Here is a 23319-nt window from a genome sequence, read left to right as displayed (position 1 = left end):
GTGCTGCAGAAACCTACAGTGCGGCCACCAAAGCCTTCGCCGCGCGGGCGATCGCCAACTCCTCGTTGGTGGGGACCACCAGCACCTCGACAGCCGACGAGGATGCGGAGATACGACGCTCGTCGCGACTCTTCGCCTCGTTGAGAGCCGGATCGACCTCGATACCGAGACGGGAAAGCCCGGCCAGGCTGTCGCGTCGTACGTCGACGTTGTTCTCGCCAACACCGCCGGTGAAGGTGATGACGTCGAGGCCACCGAGTTGAACGATGAAGGCACCGATGTACTTACGGAGCATGTGTACGTAGACGTCGTAGGCAAGTTGTGCGTCTTGGTCGCCGCCCTCGATCAGTGCGAGCAGGGCACGGAAATCGTTGACTCCCGACAGTCCCTTCAAACCGGAGCGCCGGTTGAGGAGGTCGTCGATCTCGTCGACCTTCATTCCCGAGTTGCGATTGAGGTGCAAGATGATGCCTGGATCGATGTCGCCGCTGCGGGTGCCCATGACAAGACCCTCGAGCGGGGTGAGGCCCATCGTGGTGTCGATGGCCTTGCCGCCCTTGATTGCCGAGGCCGAAGCGCCGTTTCCGAGGTGCAGGACTATCTGATTCAGCTCGGCGGGATCCTTGCCGAGGAACTCCGCGACCCGTCCAGACACGTATTCGTGTGAGGTCCCGTGGAAGCCGTACCGGCGAATCTGGTTGGCCTTGGCCACATCCCGATCGATCGCATAGGTGGACGCCGCCGCGGGCAGTGTGTGAAAGAAGGCGGTGTCGAACACTGCGACGTGCGGAACGTCTGGCAGTTCTTCGCGCGCCACCTCGATACCGATCACGTTGGCCGGATTGTGCAGCGGCGCAAGGTTCGACAAATCCGCGATGGCTTTCACGACGCCGTCGTCGATGAGAGTCGGCGAATAGAAGATGTCACCACCGTGCACGACTCGGTGACCGACTGCGATGATTCCGGCCTCACTCAGCGGCCGCCCGACCTCGGCGACGATGTCGAGCACCATCTTCAGACCTGCGCGGTGATCGGCGATCGGAAGGCTCCGGTCTTCGACTCCGGTGCGGTGGTTGTAGACGATGTGGCCGTCGGGCTCACCGATGCGCTCGATGAGACCGTGCGCCACCGATTCCGCCGTATCCGGATGCACGAGTTGAAATTTGATGGATGACGAGCCGGAATTGATGACCAGTACGGTGCCGTCGCTCACGCTTGCGCTCCCTGTGCCTGTATTGCCGTGATAGCCACGGTGTTGACGATGTCCTGGACCAACGCTCCACGCGAGAGGTCGTTGACCGGCTTGTTCAGTCCCTGCAGAACCGGCCCGACGGCGATAGCACCGGCGCTACGCTGCACTGCCTTGTACGTGTTGTTGCCGGTGTTCAGGTCCGGGAACACGAACACCGTTGCTTTGCCCGCCACCAGCGAATCCGGCATCTTCTTGTCGGCGACACTCTGCTCGACGGCGGCGTCGTACTGAATGGGCCCTTCCACCAACAGATCCGGTCGACGCTCGCGCACCAAAGCGGTCGCGGTGCGAACCTTGTCGACGTCGGCTCCGCTGCCCGAATCCCCGGTGGAGTACGAGAGCATCGCGATGCGCGGATCGATCCCGAACTGCGACGCCGTCTGTGCGGACGAGATCGCGATGTCCGCCAACTGCTCCGACGTCGGGTCCGGAACCACTGCGCAGTCACCGTAGGAGAGAACGCGGTCGGCCAGGCACATCAGGAAGATGCTCGAGACCGTCGAGACACCGGGGGCGGTCTTGATGATCTCGAACGAGGGCCGGATCGTGTGAGCGGTGGTGTGTGCAGCGCCGGACACCATGCCGTCGGCAATTCCCAAGTGCACCATCATCGTTCCGAAGTACGAGATGTCGGCGATCACCTCGCGGGCCCGCTCGATGGTCATGCCCTTGTGAGCACGCAGCGCGGTGTATTCCTGTGCGAAGCGCTCGGTGTACTCGGACTGCGCGGGTGCGAGTACCTGCGCGCCGCTGATGTCGACGCCGAGTTCCGCTGCGCGTCGACGCACACTGGGTTCGTCGCCGAGGATCGTCAGGTCGGCAACCTGGCGCTGCAGCAGCCGGCCGGCCGCGCGCAGGATCCGGTCGTCGTCACCCTCAGGCAGGACGATGTGCTTGCGATCGCGTCGAGCGCGGTCGATGAGCTTGTACTCGAACATCTGTGGGGTCACGACGGACGGGATCGGCAGTGCCAGTCGGTCCATCAGGACGTCGGCGTCGACGCGCTGTTCCATCAAGCTCAACGCGGTGTCCACCTTGCGCTGCGAACCGACTGCCACGCGTCCGCGGGTTTGGGCTGCGGCGCTTGCGGTGTCGAAGGTACCGAGGGTTGTCGTCAGGATCGGAAGACGCTGTTTGAGGCCGGCCATCAACGCTGCGATGGCTGGGTGCGGTGTGATTCCGCCGTTCATGATGATGCCCGCGAGCGACGGAAATCCTTCCGCCTCATGTGCATTGAGCAATGCGAGCAGTACGTCCGAGCGATCGCCCGGTGCGATGACGACCATGCCCTCGACCAGACGCTCGAGGATGTGCTCGGCGGTCATGCCGCCCACCATCACCTTGAGCGCTTCGCGGTGCAGCAGTTCCGGGTCACCCGAGTACAACTCGCCGCCGGTGGCTTCCATCAACTCGGCCATCGTGGGTGAGACGAGCAACGGAATCTCCGGCAGGCTCCACGTCGGAACACCGATGTCGGACAGCGCTGCGGTGACCTCGTCGAGCTTGTCGGGATCGCAACGATTGGCGACGACGGCGAGCAGATGAGCGTGGTTGGCGGCCAACTCGGCGGCGCATAGATGCGCGAGCTGGGCGACCTCCTCGACACTGCGCCGAGCGCCGCGTACCGCCAGCAGAACCGGCGCGCCGAGGTTCACGGCGATGCGGGCGTTGAAGCTCAGCTCGCTCGGGCTTGCTACGTCGGTGTAGTCACTTCCGATGATGACGACGGCGTCGCACTGCTCGGCCACGGTGTGGTACTTCGCGACGATGTCGGCCAGCGCGGCTTCAGGATCGGCGTGAACCTGCTCGTAGGTGACGCCGAGTGCGTCGGCGTAGGAGAGATCGGCGGTGGTGTGCTCGAGCAGCAGTTCGAGGATGTAGTCGGTTTCCTCGGTAGAGCGGGCGATCGGGCGGAAGACACCGACCCGGGCGACGGTCGCGCACAGCATCTGCAGCACGCCAAGCGCGATGGTGGATTTTCCGGTGTCACCTTCAGGAGAGGCAACGTAGACACTCGACACGGCAGCGGGCGCTTCTGGCATGCCCAACAGCCTAGTGTGGGCCGCCGCCCACCTTGCCACTGATCGTGGTCACGCTCACGCTCGTGCCGACAACCGGCGGCTACGAGAAAGACGAACGGTGCCTGCCACACGTCGAGTGGCAGACACCGTTCAGTTGATCTCGAGGATCAGCCCAGAGCACGCAAGCGAGGCGCGAGGTCACGCTCGAACAGTTCGAGGAACCGGCGCTGATCATGGCCCGGTGCGTGGAACACCAGGTGATTGAGACCGGCATCGACGTAGGCCTTGACCTGCTCGACGGCGTCGTCCGGATCGGAAGCGACGATCCAGCGCTTGGCCACCTGCTCGATGGGCAGAGCGTCGGCAGCGGCTTCCATTTCGATCGGATCCTCGATGCTGTGCTTCTGCTCCGGCGTCAGGGACAGCGGAGCCCAGAAGCGGGTGTTCTCGAGTGCAGCCTCCGGATCGGTGTCGTAGCTGATCTTGATCTCGATCATCTTGTCGATGTCGGCGACGTCGCGCTCGGCCTTGGCTGCGCCCTCGGCAACGGCTGGAAGCAGCTTCTCGGTGTAGAGCTCCATGCCCTTTCCGGAGGTGCAGATGAAGCCGTCACCGGCACGTCCCGCGTACCGGGCGACAACGGGTCCGCCGGCCGCGATGTACACGGGAATCCCACCCTCGGGAACGTCGTAGATCGACGCGCCACGAGTGGTGAAGTACTCGCCTTCGAAGTCGACACGATCGCCCAGCCACAGCTCACGCATCAACCGCACGGACTCACGCAGCCGCGCGAAGCGTTCCTTGAACTCGGGCCACTCGCCCTGGAAGCCGGTGGCGATCTCGTTGAGAGCCTCACCGCTGCCGACGCCGAGCATGATGCGTCCCGGGTAGAGACATCCCATCGTCGCGAACGCCTGAGCGATGACTGCCGGGTTGTAGCGGAACGTCGGCGTCATCACGGACGTGCCGATCTGCACGCGCTCGGTGCGCTCACCGACGGCGGTCATCCAGGCGAGCGAGAACGGTGCGTGGCCACCGTTGTGACGCCACGGCTGGAAATGATCGCTCACCGCAACGGAATCCATGCCGTGCTGCTCTGCCAGAACTGCCAGCTCTACCAGTTCGCGAGGGCCGAATTGCTCAGCCGATGCCTTGTATCCGAGCTTGAGTTCCTGCGCCACCGTGCACTCCCTTGTCGTCTGTTTCGTTTACTTCTCTGACATGCTTCACGTTCTTTGCAGACTATCCAGACACCGCTCGGACTTCTCTGCGTATCTCAGCGAGCGAGGCTGGTGACCACCGTTGCCACGCCGGCTGCGACGGCAACCCCGGCCAGTGCCAGTGCAAACAGCCACAAAGCGTGCGGTTCCGGCATCGCCGCTCCGTCCTCGAGCGCCTTCTTCACCTGTAGCCAGCGTCGCATACCTACCAGTGCGGCCGCCGCCGCGAGTGCGATCAGGGTCAGACCGAGAGTCGTGCGAACCCACCCTGTACTCCATTCCGGTACCAACTGGACGACGGCGATGCCTCCGGCCAGCAGGGCGAGTGAGCTACGCATCCAGGCGAGGAAGGTGCGCTCGCTGGCAAGGGTGAAGCGCTCGTCCGGGCGGTTCGGTTCACTCATGCGTGCTCACCTCCGTGCGGTGCCACCAGATCCGGGTCCTGACGCCAGTCGTAGACGACCTCGGTGCGCAGAACGATGTCCTGCAACGAACGTCGTCGTCGATCGACCGCCGACCACAGCAATCCGAAGGCGAAGAGCACGCAGAGCACCGCACGGATGAAGGCCAACGGCCAGCGCACGAGGCGATGCCCGGACGTGATCACCCGCAGCCCCATCACGAGGGACCCGACGGTCCGACCGGTGGTCGCCCAGCAGGCGGTCAGATACGCCACCGAGACACCGAGAAATGCCGTCGTGGACAGGAAGATTCCCGGTTCCGAGAAAGTGAAACTCTGTGGCGAGAAGAGCAGTCGGACGAAGGCGAAGCCCACGTACACGGAACCCATCAGGAGCAGGACGACGCCCAGGTCGATCAGTCCGGCGAGTCCACGGGTGACGATGCCGGCTGGGCCGGAACTCTCCTGGGCCACTAGCGTTCGCCTGCGTTCGTCTTCGGATCGGTCTCTGTCGACGGTTTTTCTGGTGACGGTTTATCTGATGACGGTTTATCTGATGACGGTGCGTTGTCGCGGCCGAAGAGTCGCCCGACGAAGCCGGCGACAGCGTCGTCCGCCTGCATGCCCTGCACTCGAGCTCCGTGCACGGCTTCCGTGGAGAGTGAACCGGTCGATTCACGAATCATCTGGGGCAGGTCGACGCCCTCGATGACCTGGTCGGCGATCTTGACGAGGTCGATGCGGTTGACCTGGCGTTCGAGGTCGACCGTGTCGACTATCCCGTCGAGATCGAGGCGATCGATCACCGCTTTGACGTCGAGGCGGCTTGCGATCTCGTCCACGTCGACCCGGTCGATGATCGGTTCGAGCGAGACCCGTTCGGCAATCTTGTCCACGTCGATGTTCTCGGCGATCTTGTCGATGTCCACGTGGTCGACGACGATCTTGGTGATGTCGACTTCGGACAGAGCAGCGTCGACGACAGCTTTGATCACCGTCCGCAAGGTCGAGTCGGCGAACTCCACGGTCGAGTGCATCGCTTCCGTGCCGCGAGTGGTGACCTGAGTGATCGCGCCGTCGAGTGCGTCACCGACGACAGGGATCCGCTGCACGGAATCAAGTGCGAGACCAGCGGTTCTGCGCGCCGCACCAGCCGTGATCGCGGCCAGCCCGAAGGCCAGCCGAATCACGTCGGATTCGGGGTGGTGCGACTGCGATCCCACGCAATTGTCTCCATCTTCTTATACGACTGTTACCCGGACATTCGTCACTCCTCTTCGCATTGTGCCACTGTTGGAAGGCACAAATACGCTGTCCGGCTTGCGCCTGGGGGAAATATGAAGACACGTCGTTTCACGGTTCGGCTGACGATGGCGGTGGCCATGGCCGCCGGCTTTCTCGGCCTCAGCGCGCCGACCGCGAGCGCGGATTCCGTGGTCAGTCGCATCGACGTCTACTCCCCCTCGATGGACCGCTGGATCGCCAACGACGTGATTTCGCCGGCCGGAGGAGGCCCGGCCCCGACCTTCTATCTGTTGACCGGTGTCGGCGGCGGCGAGGACGGGATCTCGTGGTTCAACAACACCGGAGTTCGTGACTTCTTCGACGACAAACACGTCAACGTGGTCATGCCGGTCGGCGGCAAGTTCAGCATGTACACCGACTGGAACGCCGACGATCCGGTGCTGGGCCGTAACAAGTGGCAGACGTACCTCACCAAGGAACTACCGGCGGCGGTCAACGCTCGGTACAACACGACCGGTGTCAACGCACTCGGCGGTGTGTCGATGGCCGGCGGACCGGTTCTGGACCTCGCGATCCAGTCGCCGGGCACCTACCGCGCAGTCGGCTCGTACAGCGGCTGTCCGCGCGCCGGCGACCCGCTCGGCCAGGCAGCGGTGCGCTCGATGGTCGAGATACTCGGCGGCGGCAACGCGGCCAACATGTGGGGGCCGTGGGGTAGCCCGCAGTGGGCGGCGCACGACCCGTTGATCAACGCCGAGAAACTGCGTGGCACAGCGCTGTTCATCTCGACCGGCAACGGCCTCCCCGGCCCGGTGGACGGAATCAACTCGCTGGCTATGGCCGCCGGCGTCGTTCCCGGCGCGGTCCTCGAAGGCATCACCAACATGTGCACCGCTGCCCTGCAGGGGCGATTCGGTCAGCTCGGCATTCCCGCGACGTTCAGCTTCCGACCCGAAGGCACCCACACCTGGGGGCTCTTCGAAGCCGACATGCGCGCGTCGTGGCCGATGATCGCGGGCGCTATCGGGGCGTGAGCCTCACGGCCCTCCTTACAAGCCATGGCGTCAGGTGAGACTGCGCGCCCAGTCCCGCATCCCGGCGGGGCCAGTGCCGGTGGCGTATTCAGCGAACCACACCCGGGTCACACCGAGCGTGATCGCGGCACCCATACACATGAGACATGGTTCGAGATTGACCGCCAATGTCAATTCACCGGACGCTCGAGTGAATCCGAGAGTCTCGTCGGCCTGCAAGAGCGCTTGAAGGTCCGCATGGACTACCCGTCGGCCGAGTGCCCGTTCTTGCGTATACGCCCGCCCGAGCACACGGTCGTCGTCGAACACGACTGCGCCGATCGGCATCTCCCCGAGCTCCATGCCCTCACGCGCTACGTCAAGAGCAACCGCAAGGGCATCTCGAGGTGAAAACATCACTCGACACTAATGGACCAAGGCAAACTCACGCTGCCAGTAGTGCGGGTAGTCCCCATTCCTTGGCAAGCAGCTCGTACGAGCGCAGACGATCCTCGTGCCGATGGGTCACCCCGGTGATCACCAATTCGTCCGCTCCGGTGAGCTTCTGCAAACTGTCGAGCCTGTCGGCGACGGTAGACGGTGAACCGACGAACTGCGTGATCAGCCGATCCTCCACCACTGCTTTGTCGGCGTCGGAAAGTGGGAGCGCTGTGGCCGGATCGGGGTACGGGATGGCGCCGTGTCCGCTGCGAATGCTGTGCGTCCAGTGCGCGAAGGTCGACGCCAACTCCCTCGCCGTCGCATCGTCTTCCGCAGCAACAACATCCGCGGAGACGACGACATACGGCTCCGACAGAACTGCCGACGGTCGGAATGCTGCACGGTATGCCTCGACGGCATCGAGCGTACTCGAGGGCGCCACATGGTAATTCGCACCGAACGGCACTCCGAGTCGTCCGGCGAGCTCGGCACTGGGGCCCGCACTGCTTCCGAACACCCACAGTTCGACGTCGGCATTCTCGCCGGGACTGGCGTGCAATTCGATGCCGTCGCGGGTTCTGTAGGTACCGTTCAGGAGCGAGCGTATGTCGTCGACCTGCTGCTCGAAATCGGGCGCCTGCGCGCCCGGAAACGCCAATGCCTCGAACGACGCCTGCAATCTCGGTGACGTGAGAAGACCGGTTGGATCGAAGGGTGCCGGGATCACGACGCCGTCGCGTACGACGTTCTCTCGCTTCGATTCTGCCGGCGCAGGCGTTCCGGCAGCGACGGCGCGAAGTGCCTCCACCCGACGCTGTCCGCTGCGCCCGATACCGAGATCGATACGACCCGGATACAACGCTTCGACGGTACCGAAGGCCTCGACCACCTGAGCCGCCGTGTTGTTGCCCAGCAGCACGGCGGCCGAGCCGACACGAATGGTGTTGGTGGCGGCCGCGATCAGCCCGACAAGCACTGCTGGCGACGAAGAGGCAACGCCGACGAAGTGGTGTTCGGCGACCCAGTAACGCTTGTATCCCCACGCTTCGGCAGAACGAGCGAGGTCCAGCGAGTTCCGCAAAGCCTGGCGGGCCGTTCCGCCCTCACTGATCGGCGAGAGGTCGAGTACGGACAGCGGCGCGCTCACCTCGGTCCGCTTTCGGAGCGGGTGTCCGGTGTCTTCTCGCCGGCTTCCACCGCGAACGCCAGGCGGTTCTCGGCGGGGGCCACCGGGCACGTCGCGTAATCGGTGAACGCGCAGGGCAGGTTCGACGCCCGATTGAAATCGAGGACTACCGCGCCACCGGGTTCAGGTGCGCTCACGTGCAGCGAGCGTGCGGCCGGGTAGGTGGACACACCACTGGTCGCGTCGGTGAACAGGATGTGAAAGCCGTTGTCCTTGACCGCGAACGCAATCAGCGTATACGTTGCACCGTCGTGTTCGAAGCTGATGGTTCCTCGGGCGTCGTGATGATGCTCGAGGCGCTCGACGACCGCGCCCGTCGTCACCGTGCGAGCCTCCTCGAAAGCTGTGAAGACACCCTCGATGCGCCACTGCGGGTTCGGCTCGAAGGTCGGGATACCACTGAACTGCGCCAATGCCGGGGCCGACGAATCGTGGATCCGCAGAGCCACCTCGCCGGTGCGGCGGATGACCTCGACCAACCGTGCGCCCTGCTTGACGATCAGTCCCGGCGCCCCCTCGATCGGATTCAGAGTGGCCGAACCGTCCACGGCGACGCCGTCGATCGACAAGTCGTCTGCGGGCGTCGCGGTGACGACAACGGCATTCGCGTCGGCGCGCCATGCACCGGGCAGGTCCGCGAAGGTGGAATCGGTGTCCACCAGCCAATGCAACGCAGTCAGGCTCAGCCAGCCGAGGGGTTCGCCGAAGGTGGCGTCGCGCGAGGCGTGCCAGGCATTCCAATCGCCGGTGAAGGTACTGGTGGAAGTGTCGGTAACGGTCATGATGCGCGGACTCCTTCAGCCTGCTCGTGCGGGTGGCGCAGCCCGAGATGGCTGCGCAGGGTGGTTCCTGAGTACTCGGTCCGGAAACTGCCGCGGTCCTGTAGTTCCGGTACGACGGTGTCGATGAACTCGTCGAGGCCCGCGGGGGTGATGTGGGGAACGAGGATGAATCCGTCGCTTGCGTCGCCCTGGACGTAGCTGTCGATCTCGGCAGCGACCTCGGCGGCGCTACCCACGAACTGTTGGCGGGCAGTCACTTCGATGATGAGTTCACGGATGCTGAGGTTTTCGGCCTCGGCCTTGGCACGCCACTGATCTGCGACCGCTCGTGGATCCTTGACGTGGCGGACGCGTCCACGGGTGATGTTGACGTCGTCCGACGGATCTTCCTTCGGCAACGGGCCGTCGGCATCGTACTGCGAAAGGTCTCTGCCCCACACCTGTTCGAGAAAAGCGATGGCAGTCTGGGGTCCGACCTGCTGCCGCCGGATGTGATATGCCTTCTCCTGTGCGTCCGCGGCGTTGTCACCGAGGACGAAGGTGGCGGCGGGGAGAATCTTGAGGTCTGCGTGCGTGCGTCCGTACTTGGCCAAGCGTCCCTTCACGTCGGCGTAGAACGCCTTGCCTGCTTCGAGCGTTCCGTGCCCGGTGAAGATGGCATCGGCCTTGGCCGCGCCGAACTCGCGTCCTTCGTCGGAGTCACCGGCCTGCAACAGAACTGGGTGCCCCTGCGGACTCCGTGGAACTTCGAAGCGTCCGGCGATGTCGAACTGCTTACCGGAGTGCTGGAACTGGCCGACCTGCTGGTCGGTGGCGAAAACACCGCGCTCACGGTCGACGATCGGACGGTCGACGCTCCAGCTGTCCCACAGCGTCCGTACTGCGTCGACCAACTCGTTGGCGCGTGCATACCGCTCGGAATGCTCCAGATAGCCACCGCGGCGGAAGTTCTCGCCGGTGAAGGCGTCCGAGGAGGTGACCAGGTTCCAGGCGGCGCGGCCGTCGGAGAGATGATCGAGCGTCGAGAACTGCTTGGCCAACTCGTACGGTTCGTTGAATGTGGTGTTGATCGTCCCGGCCAGGCCGAGATGCGTTGTCACACCGGCAACCGCATTGAGAATGCTGAAGGTGTCCGGGCGACCGACTACGTCGAGGTCGTGAATTTTGCCCTGATGCTCGCGTAGGCGCAAACCCTCTGCGAGGAAGAAGAAGTCGAACAATCCGCGTTCGGCACTGCGGGCGAGATGCTCGAACGAGCTGAACTCGATCTGACTCTTGGACGCCGGATCGGTCCACACCGTGGTGTTGTTCACGCCGGGAAAGTGAGCGCCCAGATGGACTTGCTTGCGAATCCTGTTCTGTGTCATCGGTGTTCCTGTTCTCTACTCGCGCTACGCGAACTGATTGACGGGCAACTGGAAGCCCAACCGCTCGCGCAGCGTCGGGGCGGTACTCGGTCGCGGATTGAGAGTTGGCACTACGTCCGTCGCGATCTTCTCCACGGCGGCGGCCAGCGCCAGTGGACGCAGAACCACACCGTCGATCCCGGCGAGCCCACCGATCTCACGCAGCAGCGCAGTCAAACCCGCGCTGTCACCGCGATAGAACAGCGAGTGCGGGGCATACGGCGCTCCCGCCCATTCCTCGAGTTCCGCCAAAGCGTCGTCGGCGGCACCGCGATCGGCGCCGAGGAGCACGTCGACGTCGAGGAGAACCCGCACGCTGCGCCCGAGGGCGGCGGCACTCGCGTGGACCAGCTTGGCCGTAGTTTTGGCCTCGGCGAGATCGGTTGCCGAGATCCGAATCAGATCTCCGCGCGCAACCGCGAGTTCGCGAGCCTCCGGCCTGCTCGCGTCGACGGCGATCAGCGGCTGCCCCTGCGGGGAGCGCGGCGTGATGGACGGGCCCTTGACGGAAAAGTTCTTTCCCTCGAAGTCGATGTAGTGCAGCTTGTCCCGATCGATGAATCGTCCGCTCGCAGCGTCACGTATCTCGGCGTCGTCCTCCCAGCTGTCCCACAGCCGACTGACCACCTCGACAGCCTCGGACGCTTCCTCCCACGCAGACTCAGGACCCTGCACTGTCTTTCGGCCGAACAACGCCGCCTGCTCGGCGGTGTCGGACACCGCGACCTGCCAACCGGCCCGCCCAGCAGACGAGTAGTCGATACTCGCGACGGCCTTGGAAATGTGGAACGGCTCGGTGTGCGTGACTGTCGCAGTGGGGATCAGACCGATGCGCGAGGTCACGGCACTCAGCCGCGCCGCAGTTGCCACCGCCTCCAATCTCCCGCGCACTGCGTGCCGGCCTTCGGATTGCAGTCCGAACGAGTCAGGGAGGAACGCCAGATCCACCCCACCCCGATCCGCGGTGGTCACCAGGTCCACCCAGTACGACGGTGTGAACAGATCTTCGGCGCGTGAGTCCTCGCGTCGCCAGGAGTACGGATGAGCTCCGGTGCCCTCGAATTCGAGACCGACCAGGAATGCTCCGGAACTACGCTCGGACATGTTCGGCCTTTCGTGTCGAATGATCCCGCCCGGGGATCGCCTCGAGAAGTGTGCGTGTGTACTCGTTTCGGGGATTGTCGAAAATCTCGGTGGTAGTGCCGATTTCGAGCAATCGCCCGGCCTGCATGACGCCGACGACGTCGCTGATCTGGCGAACAACCGCCAGATCGTGGGAAATGAAGAGATAGGTCAAGCCCAGTTCTCGCTGCAACTCGTCGAGTAGCGCCAGAATCTGCGCTTGCACCGAGACATCGAGAGCGGAGACGGGTTCGTCGAGAACGAGCAGATCCGGCTTCAACGCGAGCGCACGAGCGATCGCCACCCGTTGACGCTGGCCGCCCGAGAGTTCGGCCGGTTTGCGGCTCAGGAACTGCTCGGGAAGTGCAACCTGATCGAGCAACTCTGCCGCACGAGTCTGCTGCTGGCTGCGTCCACCAACCTTGAAGGCCCGCAGCGGCTCCGCAACGATGTCCTGGACCGACAATTTCGGGTCGAGGGATGCATAGGGGTTCTGATACACGAGCTGGATCCTTCGGCGCAGCTCACGCAGGTCGCTGCCCTTGACCTTCGTGATGTCCTGGCCGTCGAAGGTGATGGTGCCTGCGTCCGCCTGCTCCAATCGCACGACAATGCGTGCGGTGGTCGACTTGCCGGAGCCCGACTCCCCCACCAGCGACACCGTCTGACCCCTCGGAACGGTCAGCGATACCTCGTTCACCGCGGTGATCGAACTCCCGTGTCCGACGTTGAAACGCTTGGTGATTCCGGTCAACGTCAGCAGCGGGCTCGTATCCTGACGGACCGGCCGATCGACCGGTCCCGAGGACAGGCTCGGCGCAGAGCTCAGAAGTTTCTTCGTGTACTCGTCTCGCGGGTTGTCCAGAATATCCGCGGTGCGGCCGGATTCGACGATCCTGCCGCCCTGCATCACCAGGATCCGGTCCGCGCGGTCTGCGGCCACACCCAGGTCGTGCGTGATCAGGAGCACGGCGGCACCGGATTCGGCGATTCGCTCGTCCAAGTGGTCGAGGATGCGTCGTTGAACCGTGACGTCGAGAGCACTGGTCGGCTCGTCGGCGATGACGAGGGCCGGGTTCGCCACAAGAGCGATGCCGATCAGAACTCGTTGCCGCATACCGCCGGACAGCTCGTGTGGGTATTGGCGTGCCCGGATTTCCGGGTGGTCGATACCCGCACGCTCGAGCACCGCGACGGCATCCAACCGCGCTGTGCGCCGGTCGGCGAGGCCGTGGATCCGCAGGACTTCTGCAACCTGGTCACCGATCCGCGTCACCGGGTTGAGCGAGGTCGTCGGATCCTGCGGCACCAAACCTATACGTGCGCCGCGAATTCGCTGCCACGCACGGTCGGAATACGAGTCGATCTGTTCACCCTCGAACTCGACGGTCCCGCCGGTGACGTGGCCACTGCCGGCGAGCAGACCCATTATCGCGTGGGCCGTGGTCGACTTACCGGAACCCGATTCCCCGACCACCGCAACTACTTCGCCCCGACCGACGGTGAAGCTCACGCCGGATACCGCGGGCTCGGCGCCGTAGGCGATCTGTAAGTCGGTGACGGAAAGCAACTGTTCCTCGGTCGTGCTCATCGCCGGTTGTTCCTTTCGATCTCGTGGCCGATACGGTGTGCCGAGATGACCACGGCGACAATCGCGAGACCGGGAAGTGTGGTCATCCACCAGGCATTGGCGAGGAAATTACGTCCCTCGGATACCAGCGATCCCCATTCCGGGGTAGGCGGAACGGCGCCGAATCCCAAGAAGCTCAGAGCCGACACCGCCAGTACTGCCTGCCCGAACTCGACAGCGGACAGCGCGACCACCGGCGCGTAGGAGTTGGGAAGCACGTGCCGACGCAGGACACCGAGCCACTGCACACCCGAACTGAACGCGGCCTCGACGTACTGAGCTCCGCGCACCCGCATCACTTCGGCACGCATCACTCGCGCGAAATTGGCGACCATACTGACGCCGACAGCAATGGCGACGTTGATGGTGCCGAAGCCGAGTGCGGTCACCAGTGCCAACGAGAGCAGCAGCGCCGGAATGGACAGCAGCACGTCGACGATGCGCATCAGCACGGCGTCGACGACGCCACCGACAAAGCCCGCGAGCAAACCGATTATCGATCCCGCCACCAATGCGATTCCGACCGCCACCAAGGTTGCGGTCAGGGACAGCGCGGCGCCGTGCACGAACCGTGTGTACAGGTCACGACCGAGATTGTCGGTTCCGAACCAGTGAGCCAGGCTCGGGCCCTGCAGTTTGTCCGCCGGGACACCGGACAACGGATCGCCGCTGGCAAAGAATCCGGGTGCGACGGCAAAGCCGATGGCAAGCAACACGATCAACACCGGAATCACCAAGCCGGGCTTTCGGATCCAGCCGATGGCCGTGGACTTTCGGCGCGAAACAACAGGTGCCTTCGCCTCGACGGTCGGATCGAGGAGTAGGGGTTCGATCAATGTGTCAGACATGAGCCGGCTCCAGATCGGTCGAGCTTTCGGTATTCGACTTTTCGGTGTGACTCTTCTTCGTCTGGATGATCCGTGGATCTATCAAGGGGTAGAAGAGGTCGACCGCGAGGTTGACGAGCACGAACACGAGAGAGGCGAACACAACGACTCCCTGCACCACCGGGATGTCCTGCGCCATCACCGACGTCTGTGTCAGACGGCCGACGCCCGCGCGGGAGAACACCGTTTCCACAACCACCGAGCCCGCCAGAAGCGTGCCGACCAGCACACCGGCAATGGTGAATGCCGGAATGCTCGCCAGTCGCAACGCGTGACGGGTCTGCACGCGCCAACGGCTTGCGCCCTTGGCGTACGCAGTCTCCACGTGCGGCGAACGTAGCGTCGACTGCAGGCTGGTCGTGAGCACCTGCGCGATCACCGCGCCGGTCGGGATCGCCAAGGTGATCGCCGGAAGAATCACCGTTGCGAATCCCTTGTCTCCGAAAGCGGGGAAGATGTGCAGACGGAACGAGAACAGCTGCAGAAGAATCAGGCCAACCCAGAAGGTAGGCACCGCCACACCCAGCGGCGGCAGCGAGAACAACAGATTCGCGAGCCACCGCTTGCGGGTGTAGGTAGCGAAGAACGCGATCGCCACTCCGAACAACACGGCCAGAACCAAAGCGGTGGTTGCCAAGACCAGAGTGCTCGGCAGCGCCGAGAAGATGGCATCCGTCACCGACTGACCGGTGGAGATGGACGTACCGAAATCGCCGCGAAGAGCATTCGTCAGCGACGTCCAGTACTGCACCCACACCGACTGGTCCAAGCCGTACCGTGCCCGAAGCTGATCGAGCGCAGCCTGATCCACTGCAACACCCTGACCGGACGAGTCGGCAGCCATGCTGACGGGATCACTCGGCAGGAGGAACAGAATCACGAACGAGATGGTGAAGGCGGCCCACAGAACCACTGCGGCCTGGCCCAGTCGGGTGAGTACGTATCGAGTCATGATTACTTACCCGACAACCATGCGTCGTAGAACTGCAGGCGCGAGGAGGCTTCGAAGTTCAGGTCCTGCACACTCGATCCGGCGCCGATGGCCTGCGAGAGCTCGATGGTGGGGATGGAGAGTCCACGGTCGAGGATCAATTCCTGTGCGGTGGATACCAGTTCGCCGCGTTGGCCGTTGTCCGTGGCTGCAAGCTGGTCTGTGAGTACCTTGTCGAGCTCCGGATCTGCGCCGCGACGGTTCAGGTTGCGGCCTTCGGTGCTGAACGATGCCCGCAAGATGTCGGCGTCCGCGCGAGTGCTGTTGTAATACAGCGAATCGTAATCACCCGATACTCCCTTCTCGGTCCATTCACCGTTCGAGACCAAGTTGAGCTGCAGGTCGACGCCGACCTTCTTGAGCTGCTGCTGCACGAGCTCGAGGATGGCCTGGTTACCCGAGAACACCGGACTGAAGGTGACGCTGAAAGTGAGCTTCTGCCCGTCCTTCTCGCGGATACCGTCGCTGCCGGTCTTCCAACCAGCCGCGTCGAGGAGTTTCGCCGACTTGTCGGCGTCGTACGTCACGACACTGGATTCGTCGCTGTAGAGCGGAGTGGTGTGAGCCAGCGGGCTCGTGGCCGGGAAGAACGACGGATCCAGAACGGTGTCGACGAGTTCTTGGCGGTTGATCGCGGGAATGATGGCCTGACGAACAGCCTGATCAGCGAGAACGCCGCGACTGACGTTGGGCTGGAAGAAGAAGCTCACACCCGGGTTCGGCCTTGTGAGGATTCGTCCACCCGCGCCCTCGATTTGCGGCGCATCCTGCGGAAGCGCATCGCTGACCGCATCGAGCTGGCCGGAGGCCACGCTGCCCGCCCGCACACCGGATTCGGGAACCACCGTGAAGTCGACGCCATCGAGGTACGCCTCGCCCTGATGCGCGACCGCATCCGAGGCCCAGTTGTATCCCGCACGCTTGGCGATCTTGACGCTCTTGTCCTGCTGCCAGTCGGTGTACACGAACGGTCCGGAGGCGATCACCGCTGCACCGGGGCAGCGCTGCTCGGATGCCAGCGCGGTGGTGGAATCGGCGAGGATTCCGAGCTGTGGCGTCGAAGTTGCTTGCAGGAACTGAACATTGGGTCCGGAGAAATTGATCTTCGCCGTGTGAGCATCTACGACGTCGGTACCGGTGTACGAGGACAGGTAACTCTTTGCCAACGACGCGTTCGGTCCCAGGTTCTTGACCGAGTCGAAGGTCTTCTTCACCGAATCCGCCGTCACCGGTGTGCCGTCACTGAAGGTGGCGTCGTCGCGAAGGACGAACGTGAAGCTCGCGGCGTCGGGGCTGATCTCCCAGCTCTTGGCGAGCCACGGGGTGATCTCTCCGGTGTCGGGATTCTGATCGGTAAGCGAATCCACCACTGTGCGAGTGACATACACGGTCTGGTTACTGCCGGCCTGGGCTGGATCGGCGCACGTCGGCGCCTGTGACAGACCGTAGCGAAGGGTTCCGCCGGACTGGGCGGGGCCTGCGTCGGCAGCACTGTCACTCCCGCTGCTGCAGCCGGCGAGGACGGTGCCGAGAACCGAGACAGCACCGATACCGGCGATTACGGTCGCGCGTTTGCGGGCACCGAATGAGGGCGAAGACACCAAGAACTCCTAAAGAGGCATGCCGAAGAGCGCACCCGTCGCCTGAGACGAAAAAGGCGATCGAGCACGAATCACTTGTGAGAGAAGAGAAAACAGACTTGTCGACGACTCGCCTGAGTGTGAATGACTGACCGAGAGGTCAGTTGGTACAGAAAGATCCCGCGGTGCGGCACAGGTCTACGTGACGACGCGACCAGGCGGTATCGAAACCGCCTTCGACTGCCTTCATTTCGTGTTCCTCCATCGGTCCTGGCGGTAGCACCCGCACCCGATCACTCGGGGGGTTGCTGCGACGTCAATGAGCCAGGTCTCTCGGTCGCTCTGGATGGTCGTTCGCAAGTGTACGAGGTCAAACCCGGGTGTTGTCAACCCGGTCGGTAGGAATTGCTGCTCGAGTCACATTTTCGAGCACCCGAAGTTGTTTCTCGAACGGGTGGACGCCCACCTCTTCGGGCGAGAGTGAAGCGTCGTAAAGCGGTGTGTATCCACTGGACAGATACAGCGCGACGGCCTCCGGCTGCCGAGGACCCGTCGTGAGAAACACACGGTTGTATCCACGAAGTTCGATCTCTCGTTCCAACTCGCGAACGACGGCCTTGCCGAGGCCGCGCTTCCGATAGTCGACCGACGTCCAGATTCTCTTCAGTTCGGCAGTGGTGGAATCGAATTGACGAAACGCACCACCGGCGATCGGCAGACCGTCGTGGGTGAGCACCAGAAGCGCACCCTGCGGGTAGGCAAATTCTTCTGCCGGATACGTCGTGAGATCATCGAGCATCGCTTCGCGAGTCCCGCCGTAACGCGAACTGTATTCGAGTGCCAACTCCGCGATCAGTGGAGCTGCCAAGGGATCGTCCTGCGATACCGAATAGACCTCTACCGCTCCGACACCCTCGAGCTGTCGAGTTCCGAGCTCCAGTGCCACAACACTTTCCTCCATGAATCTGGTCAACGCTCCCCCAGCCTGAAAACTTCCGGAGCGAGGGTGGTTCCGTCGACGAGGTCCGCCACAAGTTCACCCAAGGCCGGACCGAACTTGAACCCGTGCCCCGAGAATCCCGCCGCCACCGTGACGGCGCCGACTCGGTCGATGACGAAGTTACTGTCCGGCGTGCTCGTGTACAGGCACGTGATCGACTCGACACGGGTGGAATCGACGCCGGGCAACCACGACTCGGCGTACTGGGCCAATCGCCGCTCTCCGTCGACGTCAGGGGTGTAGTCACGGGTCTGCGGAGTCACCACCGGCCCGGTCGCGTGTTCGCCGATCTTGATCCCGTCCTCGGAACCGAGCCCGTAGATCCCCGCGGTCTCCAATTCTGCGCCGGTGTGGTGAACGAAACTCGGCCACTCGACTCCGGGATCGAGCGGTGCGAAGTGTGCTGGTTGTTCCTGTGTCGTGCGCAGTGTCGGCAATACGATCTCGGAGCCGAGACCGCTGTCTGCGATCAGGTCCGCAGTCCACGCACCGGCCGCGATCACGACCTGACGAGCTGCGAGCGTTCCACTGTCCGTCACCACGTCCACGCCGTAGGACGCCCGCGCGAGTGCCAACACCCGAACATCGTGACGGACCTCGGCGCCCGCAAACACCGCTCCTGCCTTCAGAGCGGTCACTGCGCGGTCCGCGTGCAACCGGCCTGCGTCGGGATGATGGAGCACCGTGGTGTCGAATCGCAGCCCCGGCCAACGGGCGGACGCCTCGGCAGGAGTGAGGATCTCACCCTTGATGCCCGCCTCGCGAAGTATCTTCGCCTTGGACTGCACTGCCTGCGGCAGGCCGTGATCGACGGCACCGGTGAGTTCCAGGAACCCGATGTCCGTCGTGGTCTCCAACTCCCGCCACAGCGGCAGCGCGCCGGCCGCCAAACCTGTGTACAGGTGATTGTCGTACGCCTGCCGATAGATACGCGAAGTACCGTGCGACGCACCGTGCTTGTGACTCGGCCCGAACTGTTCCAGCTGAACTACGCTACGTCCGCGTGCCGCGAGCCGCCATGCGGCGGAGGACCCGACGAGTCCTCCGCCGATGACGATCACATCGAAAATCTCACTCATGGACGAGAGCTCACTTGGTCTTCGGAAGGCCGGGCGGGTTGATCAGGGACGTGTCGACGGCTTCGCTGGTGATGTTCCAGCGCTCGAGGATCTGCTGGTACGTGCCGTTCTCGATCGTGTGGTTGATCGCGTCGTTGATCGCCTTGATCAGGCCGTTGTCCTTCTTCACCAGCACCGCGATCTGCCCCTGCAGGGTGTCGCCGGCCCCGGAGAACTCACCGACAACCTCGGTCTCCCCCGACTGCTTGGCGTGGAACTGCGACGACGGGTTCGGGCCGAAGTAGGCGTCGATCCGGCCGGACTGCAGCGGGAGGTAGTAGTCGGTGGTGTTCTGGTAGTAGGAGATGTCGGTAGGCGCCAGGCCGGCCGCGACGTTCTGCTCACTCCACTTGACCAGCAGCGCTTCCTGATTGGTGCCCGAGGAGACGGCGATCTTCTTGCCCGCGACGTCCTTGGGTTCCTTGATGGAGATTCCGGCACCCTTCTTGGCTTCGAAGGCGAGGGTGTCGAGACGGTAGGTCGCGAAGTCGTACTTCTCCTTACGCTCCTCTGTGACAGTCACATTGGAGAGGAAGGCGTCGGCCTCACCGGAGTCGATCCGGACGAAGTTCTGTGCCCAATCTGCTGTCTGCAGGTCGACCTTCAAGCCGAGAACGTCACCGATCAGATAGGCGAAGTCGGTCTCGGAACCGATGAGAGTGGTGTCGTCGTCGGCGTAGAAACGGAGCGGCGGAGCGGAACCGGCACTACCGGTGACGCGCAGCGTGCCACGATCGCGGATGTCCTGAGGTAGCTCGGCGGCGATTGAATCCACCTTGTCGGTGCTGATGCGGTTCTGATCGGCCGTGAGGTTGTAACCCGCAGCAGCGGTGACCTGGGCGCCGTCGGACTCGGCGTCCGCGCTGCTGCATGCAGCGCTGAGCAATCCGACGGTGGCAAGCGCCGAGATCAGAAAAGTCGCGCGACGGGATGTGGAGAACATCAATTTTTCCTTCCGGGAAAGAGTCTGGGTCGCGTCAGAGGACGCGGGAGAGAAAGGCTTTGGTCCGTTCGTGGACCGGATTGTCGATCACCTGCGAAGGCGGGCCCTGTTCGACGATGACGCCGCCGTCCATGAAGACCGCAGTGTCCGCCACTTCCCGAGCAAATCCGACCTCGTGTGTGACGATCACCAAGGTGGCGCCGTCACGGGCCAGCTGAGCCAGGACTTCGAGAACCTCGCCCACCAGTTCCGGGTCGAGCGCCGACGTCGGCTCGTCGAAGAGAATGACCGCCGGCCGCAGTGCCAGCGCTCGCGCTATCGCGACGCGCTGTTGCTGGCCACCGGAGAGTTGGCGGGGATACTCGTCCGCCTTGTCCCCCACTCCCACTCGCTCGAGCAGCGCGCGGGCCTCGCGGTACACCTCGTCACGATCACGCTTCTGGGCCGAGAGCGGCGCTTCCACCACGTTTTCCAATGCGGTCAGGTGCGGAAACAGGTTGAAGTTCTGGAACACGAATCCGATGTGCGAACGCTGTTTCAGGATCTCGCGGTCACGCAGTTCGTGGAGTCGATTTCCCTTGCGCCGGTATCCGATCAGCTCTCCGTCGATCCGTACGGTTCCGCGGTCGACTTTTTCGAGGTGATTGAGGGTTCGCAGCAAGGTGGACTTACCGGAACCCGACGGACCGAGAATGACGGTCACTTCGCCCTTGCGAACCAGGAGATCAACGCCGGCAAGTACTTCCAAGGCACCGAAAGACTTGTGAATTCCGCGTGCTTCGACGGCGTACACCGAATCTTCGGCCAGTTCTGCGGTCATCGGGTAGCACCTCTCGGAATATCGAGACGCGCATCGCGAATCTCTTCGAACTTCTTGCGCGCCTTCTGTACCGGAGTCAACGGAAGAGCACGAGCGGATCCTCGTGCATAGTGGCGCTCCACGTAGTACTGACCGATCGAGAGCAATGTCGTGAGGATGATGTACCAGATCGTGGCGACCATCAGCAGGGGCACGACTCGTCCGTTGCGGCCGAAGATGACCTGCACCTGGTAGAACAGTTCGGCGATTGCCATGGTGGAGACGATCGACGTTCCCTTGAAGAGTCCGATGACCTCGTTGGCGGCGTTGGGGAGGATCGCCCGCATTGCCTGCGGGAGAACGATCTTGAAGAACTGGCGACTGCGCGGAATGCCGAGCGAGTGAGCAGCTTCGATCTGACCGTGATCCACCGAGATGATTCCGGAGCGAATGATCTCGGCCGAGTATGCAGCCTGGTGCAGCGCCAAACCGATGACTGCTGCGGTGAATCCGCCGATCACACCGCTGACCTGGAAGGTGAAGAACTCGGGCCCGAAAGGTATTCCGAGAGAAAGTGTCTGGTACAGGTAAGTGATGTTGAACCAGAAGAGCAGCTGCACGATGAGTGGAATCGAGCGGAAGGCCCAGATGTAGGTCCAGGCGATCACCTGCAGGACCGGATTCTTCGACAACCGACCGAGCGCCAGGAAGACACCGAGACCGAAACCGAGGATCGTCCCCCACAAGGTCAGTTTGATCGTCATCCACAACGCAGCGAGCACTGATTTCGCGGTGAAGTACTGCGCGAACGTCGGCCAGTCCCAGCCGGGGTTGACGACGAGTCCGTGGATGAACTGAGCAAGCAGGACCAGCACGACCGCACTGATCACCCAGCGCAGCGGGTGCCAGGTGCGAGCGACGACAAGCTCCGAGTCGGGTAGTTGCGACTCGGACACCGACTTTTCGGGGCGGACATCGGTGGGCGCGCTCACGGCGCGCTACCTGACGGAGTGGACATCACGAATAGACCTTTCGGGGAAATGGGAACGCAGCTGTGTCCTCGAGTTGGTGAGCTCGAGTTGCGAAGACGACGAGAGTTCGGTCAGCGACAGTGACACGAAGCGGTGCGGCACAGATCGATGTGACGTCGCTTGTGCGCAGCGTGCGAAGTGGTACCCATGTGATGCCTTCCATCGGTCCTGGCGGTAGCACCCGCTCCCGATCACTCGGGGGGTTGCTGCGACGTCGACGAGCCAGGTCTCTCGGTCGCTCTGGATGGTGAGCAAAGACTAGACGCGAAATGTCGAGTCGTCAAATGTTGTATTTCCCTGCACTGCAAGGGAAATGAAGGGTCCACGATGTTGAAATCGCATTGATTCCAACGGTGTCCGCAGCCGCGTTCGGCGTGTTGAATGGAGCGTTCGAATGAAGACCGGGACCGCCGTCCGGACTGACTTTTCCTCTGCCGTACCGTCTGCGGAGTGAGTGGACTCGACGCTTTCTTCATCTTGTTGGCCGGTATCGGCGCGGGCGCGATCAACGCCGTGGTCGGCAGTGGAACGCTGATCACGTTTCCCACCCTGGTCGCCTTCGGCATGCCGCCCGTGACCGCAACCATGTCCAACGCGGTCGGGCTCGTCGCCGGCGGAGTTTCGGGTACCTGGGGCTACCGACGTGAGCTGTCCGGACAGTGGGATCGACTGAAGTGGCAGATTCCGGCGTCACTCGCCGGGGCACTACTCGGTTCGTGGTTGCTCATGCATCTACCCGAGAAACTGTTCGAGACCATCGTTCCGGTGCTGCTGGTCCTCGCTCTCGCGCTCGTCCTCCTCCAACCACGCATCCAGGCGTGGGCCAAGAAGCGTTCCACCGAAGAAACGACGCTGTCCACCAAGAGGCTGATGCTCCTGACCGCCGGCACTTTTGCAGTCGGCATCTACGGCGGGTACTTCACTGCCGCGCAGGGCATCCTTCTCATCGGTGTGATGGGTGCCATCCTCCCGGAAACCCTCCAGCGCATGAACGGCGCGAAGAACCTGCTGTCGCTGCTCGTCAACATCGTTGCAGCAGGGATGTACATCACTCTGGCATTCGATCAGATCAATTGGGCAGCAGCCGGTTTGATCGCCGTCGGCTCACTCGGTGGTGGCGTTCTCGGTGCCCGCTACGGACGGCGCCTGTCCCCCACTGCACTGCGCTACACGATTGTCGTCGTCGGCCTGATCGGACTGTGGCGCCTTCTCGCTTGACCGCCCACATCGGGCGCCACCCGCACATACTGGA

At 63.3% G+C, this 23319-nt stretch carries 24 protein-coding genes and 2 riboswitches; of the genes, 2 read left to right on the top strand and 22 right to left on the bottom strand.

Translation table 11 applies throughout. The annotated features are described in order from the left end of the window. Positions 1-13: 13 nt before the first annotated feature. The 6 genes from M0639_RS07310 to M0639_RS07285 form a co-directional block, all read right to left on the bottom strand. The gene (locus tag M0639_RS07310) at positions 14-1213 is read right to left on the bottom strand and encodes an acetate kinase (protein WP_064074672.1); all 1200 of its coding nucleotides are present in this window, start codon (positions 1211-1213) and stop codon (positions 14-16) included. Next, entirely contained in the window at positions 1210-3294 is a 2085-nt protein-coding gene (gene pta / locus M0639_RS07305; protein ID WP_042452123.1) for a phosphate acetyltransferase, read from the bottom strand. The genes M0639_RS07310 and pta overlap by 4 nt, the downstream gene beginning before the upstream one ends. Before the next feature lie 146 nt (positions 3295-3440). Continuing rightward, positions 3441-4454, bottom strand: coding sequence for a glucose-6-phosphate dehydrogenase (coenzyme-F420) (gene fgd, locus M0639_RS07300; RefSeq protein WP_003944371.1), 1014 nt, complete (start codon positions 4452-4454; stop codon positions 3441-3443). Between the two features lie 95 nt (positions 4455-4549). Continuing rightward, positions 4550-4897: a YidH family protein gene (locus tag M0639_RS07295; protein ID WP_003944317.1), complete on the bottom strand. Its 348-nt coding sequence runs from the start codon at positions 4895-4897 to the stop codon at positions 4550-4552. Beyond that, positions 4894-5367: an RDD family protein gene (locus M0639_RS07290; protein WP_003944375.1), complete on the bottom strand. Its 474-nt coding sequence runs from the start codon at positions 5365-5367 to the stop codon at positions 4894-4896. The genes M0639_RS07295 and M0639_RS07290 overlap by 4 nt, the downstream gene beginning before the upstream one ends. Beyond that, positions 5367-6116 (bottom strand): hypothetical protein, encoded by a 750-nt coding sequence (locus M0639_RS07285; protein WP_042452124.1) that lies wholly within the window; start codon positions 6114-6116, stop codon positions 5367-5369. Before M0639_RS07285 ends, M0639_RS07290 begins: the two co-directional genes overlap by 1 nt. Positions 6117-6230: 114 nt before the next feature. Here M0639_RS07285 and M0639_RS07280 point away from each other — a divergent pair, with 114 nt between their 5' ends. Then, positions 6231-7172: an alpha/beta hydrolase gene (locus tag M0639_RS07280; RefSeq protein ID WP_003944347.1), complete on the top strand. Its 942-nt coding sequence runs from the start codon at positions 6231-6233 to the stop codon at positions 7170-7172. Between the two features lie 30 nt (positions 7173-7202). On the opposite strand, the gene M0639_RS07275 is transcribed toward M0639_RS07280, so the two are convergent. From M0639_RS07275 to M0639_RS35180, 16 genes are all read right to left on the bottom strand, one after another. Continuing rightward, positions 7203-7568, bottom strand: coding sequence for a nucleoside deaminase (locus tag M0639_RS07275; RefSeq protein WP_208722023.1), 366 nt, complete (start codon positions 7566-7568; stop codon positions 7203-7205). A 28-nt stretch (positions 7569-7596) separates the two neighbouring features. Further along, entirely contained in the window at positions 7597-8739 is a 1143-nt protein-coding gene (locus tag M0639_RS07270) for an LLM class flavin-dependent oxidoreductase (protein WP_064074670.1), read from the bottom strand. After that, the gene (locus M0639_RS07265; RefSeq protein WP_064074669.1) at positions 8736-9560 is read right to left on the bottom strand and encodes a DUF1684 domain-containing protein; all 825 of its coding nucleotides are present in this window, start codon (positions 9558-9560) and stop codon (positions 8736-8738) included. Before M0639_RS07265 ends, M0639_RS07270 begins: the two co-directional genes overlap by 4 nt. Beyond that, entirely contained in the window at positions 9557-10927 is a 1371-nt protein-coding gene (locus tag M0639_RS07260; RefSeq protein ID WP_042925886.1) for an NtaA/DmoA family FMN-dependent monooxygenase, read from the bottom strand. The genes M0639_RS07265 and M0639_RS07260 overlap by 4 nt, the downstream gene beginning before the upstream one ends. A 24-nt stretch (positions 10928-10951) precedes the next feature. After that, a complete protein-coding gene (locus M0639_RS07255; RefSeq protein WP_063314817.1) occupies positions 10952-12070 on the bottom strand; it encodes an LLM class flavin-dependent oxidoreductase in 1119 nt (372 codons plus the stop codon). Beyond that, positions 12057-13679, bottom strand: coding sequence for a dipeptide ABC transporter ATP-binding protein (locus M0639_RS07250; RefSeq protein WP_064074668.1), 1623 nt, complete (start codon positions 13677-13679; stop codon positions 12057-12059). The genes M0639_RS07255 and M0639_RS07250 overlap by 14 nt, the downstream gene beginning before the upstream one ends. Next, positions 13676-14566, bottom strand: coding sequence for an ABC transporter permease (locus M0639_RS07245; RefSeq protein WP_042925872.1), 891 nt, complete (start codon positions 14564-14566; stop codon positions 13676-13678). The genes M0639_RS07250 and M0639_RS07245 overlap by 4 nt, the downstream gene beginning before the upstream one ends. Next, on the bottom strand, positions 14559-15557 hold the full coding sequence (locus M0639_RS07240) for an ABC transporter permease (RefSeq protein ID WP_003944382.1): 999 nt from the start codon (positions 15555-15557) through the stop codon (positions 14559-14561). Before M0639_RS07240 ends, M0639_RS07245 begins: the two co-directional genes overlap by 8 nt. A 2-nt stretch (positions 15558-15559) precedes the next feature. Next, positions 15560-17197 carry an ABC transporter substrate-binding protein gene (locus M0639_RS07235; RefSeq protein WP_003944291.1) on the bottom strand — a complete coding sequence of 546 codons (1638 nt, stop codon included), beginning with the start codon at positions 17195-17197 and terminating at the stop codon, positions 15560-15562. A gap of 139 nt (positions 17198-17336) precedes the next feature. Next, positions 17337-17426 carry a putative leader peptide gene (locus M0639_RS35075; RefSeq protein WP_310504006.1) on the bottom strand — a complete coding sequence of 30 codons (90 nt, stop codon included), beginning with the start codon at positions 17424-17426 and terminating at the stop codon, positions 17337-17339. Positions 17427-17434: 8 nt separating this feature from the next. Beyond that, positions 17435-17529: riboswitch (SAM riboswitch) on the bottom strand. Between the two features lie 17 nt (positions 17530-17546). Next, the gene (locus tag M0639_RS07230) at positions 17547-18137 is read right to left on the bottom strand and encodes a GNAT family N-acetyltransferase (protein WP_042925869.1); all 591 of its coding nucleotides are present in this window, start codon (positions 18135-18137) and stop codon (positions 17547-17549) included. A gap of 8 nt (positions 18138-18145) precedes the next feature. Beyond that, positions 18146-19255, bottom strand: coding sequence for an FAD-dependent oxidoreductase (locus tag M0639_RS07225; protein WP_064074667.1), 1110 nt, complete (start codon positions 19253-19255; stop codon positions 18146-18148). A gap of 10 nt (positions 19256-19265) precedes the next feature. After that, on the bottom strand, positions 19266-20237 hold the full coding sequence (locus M0639_RS07220) for an ABC transporter substrate-binding protein (RefSeq protein WP_063314821.1): 972 nt from the start codon (positions 20235-20237) through the stop codon (positions 19266-19268). Between the two features lie 34 nt (positions 20238-20271). Next, on the bottom strand, positions 20272-21057 hold the full coding sequence (locus M0639_RS07215) for an amino acid ABC transporter ATP-binding protein (RefSeq protein WP_054781841.1): 786 nt from the start codon (positions 21055-21057) through the stop codon (positions 20272-20274). After that, positions 21054-22028 (bottom strand): amino acid ABC transporter permease, encoded by a 975-nt coding sequence (locus M0639_RS07210; RefSeq protein ID WP_003944440.1) that lies wholly within the window; start codon positions 22026-22028, stop codon positions 21054-21056. The genes M0639_RS07215 and M0639_RS07210 overlap by 4 nt, the downstream gene beginning before the upstream one ends. A 110-nt stretch (positions 22029-22138) precedes the next feature. Beyond that, positions 22139-22216, bottom strand: a complete 78-nt coding sequence (locus tag M0639_RS35180; RefSeq protein ID WP_350318888.1) for a putative leader peptide — start codon at positions 22214-22216, stop codon at positions 22139-22141. Between the two features lie 7 nt (positions 22217-22223). Continuing rightward, positions 22224-22318: riboswitch (SAM riboswitch) on the bottom strand. A gap of 199 nt (positions 22319-22517) precedes the next feature. Between M0639_RS35180 and M0639_RS07205 the strand changes: the two genes are divergently transcribed. Then, positions 22518-23285: a sulfite exporter TauE/SafE family protein gene (locus M0639_RS07205; protein WP_003944404.1), complete on the top strand. Its 768-nt coding sequence runs from the start codon at positions 22518-22520 to the stop codon at positions 23283-23285. Positions 23286-23319: the final 34 nt, after the last annotated feature.

The sequence above is a fragment of the Rhodococcus qingshengii JCM 15477 genome (assembly GCF_023221595.1).
In the GTDB taxonomy this organism is placed as follows: Bacteria; Actinomycetota; Actinomycetes; order Mycobacteriales; family Mycobacteriaceae; genus Rhodococcus_F; species Rhodococcus_F qingshengii.
This window is presented reverse-complemented; position numbering and strand designations above follow the sequence as displayed.